Source organism: Vibrio sp. 1562, from assembly GCF_033340155.1.
Lineage (GTDB): Bacteria > Pseudomonadota > Gammaproteobacteria > Enterobacterales > Vibrionaceae > Vibrio > Vibrio alginolyticus.
In genome coordinates, this window is record NZ_JAWOVY010000078.1 from 1 (window position 1) to 1,414 (window position 1,414).

The 1,414-nt window shown below is 50.4% G+C and carries 2 protein-coding genes; both read left to right on the forward strand.

Features of this window, described 5'->3' with window-relative positions:
• Positions 1–162: Tn3 family transposase (locus R7Z49_RS23265; protein ID WP_318112100.1), on the forward strand; the 162-nt coding region annotated here is incomplete at its 5' end.
• Positions 163–240: 78 nt separating this feature from the next.
• Positions 241–1,245 carry an IS110-like element IS5075 family transposase gene (locus tag R7Z49_RS23270; protein ID WP_000427619.1) on the forward strand — a complete coding sequence of 335 codons (1,005 nt, stop codon included), beginning with the start codon at positions 241–243 and terminating at the stop codon, positions 1,243–1,245.
• Positions 1,246–1,414 lie beyond the last annotated feature (169 nt).

Below are 1,414 nucleotides of genomic sequence, written 5' to 3' on the forward strand. Positions count from 1 at the left end.
GCGCTGCGTGGCAACGGCCATGCCATTGATGACGCGCTGTTGCAGTACCTGTCGCCGCTCGGTTGGGAGCACATCAACCTCACCGGCGATTACCTCTGGCGCAGCAGCGCCAAGATCGGCGCGGGCAAGTTCAGGCCGCTACGACCGCTGCAACCGGCTTAGCGTGCTTTATTTAATGAGATGGTCACTCCCTCCTTCCCGGTACTATGCTGAGGACAGGCTTTCATTCGGAGAACCATCATGGAAAACATTGCGCTTATTGGTATCGATCTGGGTAAGAACTCTTTCCATATTCATTGTCAGGATCATCGTGGGAAGGCCGTTTACCGTAAAAAATTCACCCGACCAAAGCTAATCGAATTTCTGGCGACATGCCCGGCAACAACCATCGCGATGGAAGCCTGTGGCGGTTCTCACTTTATGGCACGCAAGCTGGAAGAGTTAGGGCATTTTCCAAAGCTGATATCACCGCAATTTGTCCGCCCATTCGTTAAAAGCAACAAAAATGACTTCGTTGATGCTGAAGCTATCTGTGAAGCAGCATCACGTCCATCTATGCGTTTCGTGCAGCCCAGAACCGAATCTCAGCAGGCAATGCGAGCTCTGCATCGTGTCCGTGAATCCCTGGTTCAGGATAAGGTGAAAACAACTAATCAGATGCATGCTTTTCTGCTGGAATTTGGTATCAGCGTTCCGCGAGGTGCTGCCGTTATTAGTCGACTGAGTACCCTTCTTGAGGACAGTAGTTTGCCTCTTTATCTCAGCCAGTTACTGCTGAAATTACAACAGCATTATCACTATCTTGTTGAGCAGATTAAAGATCTGGAATCTCAGTTGAAACGAAAGTTGGACGAAGATGAGGTTGGACAGCGCTTGCTGAGTATTCCCTGCGTTGGAACGCTGACTGCCAGTACTATTTCAACTGAGATTGGCGACGGGAAGCAGTACGCCAGCAGCCGTGACTTTGCGGCGGCAACAGGGCTGGTACCCCGACAGTACAGCACGGGAGGTCGGACGACATTGTTAGGGATTAGCAAGCGGGGCAACAAAAAGATCCGAACTTTGTTGGTTCAGTGTGCCAGGGTATTCATACAAAAACTGGAACACCAGTCTGGCAAGTTGGCCGACTGGGTCAGGGAGTTGTTGTGTCGGAAAAGCAACTTTGTCGTCACCTGTGCTCTGGCAAACAAGCTGGCCAGAATAGCCTGGGCACTGACGGCGCGACAGCAAACTTACGAAGCATAAAGGCAGAAATACACCAGTTTAAACAATCATTCATCTGGTTTTGCGAATACTGATATTGATGATACTAACGGCCCACCGGCCTGTTGAGGAACCTGTAAAACGGAAAGGCTCATTGAAGCCGTATATTTTCTGGAGGTTCATCAGGCGCGGAACTCATCAAGGCGCGGGA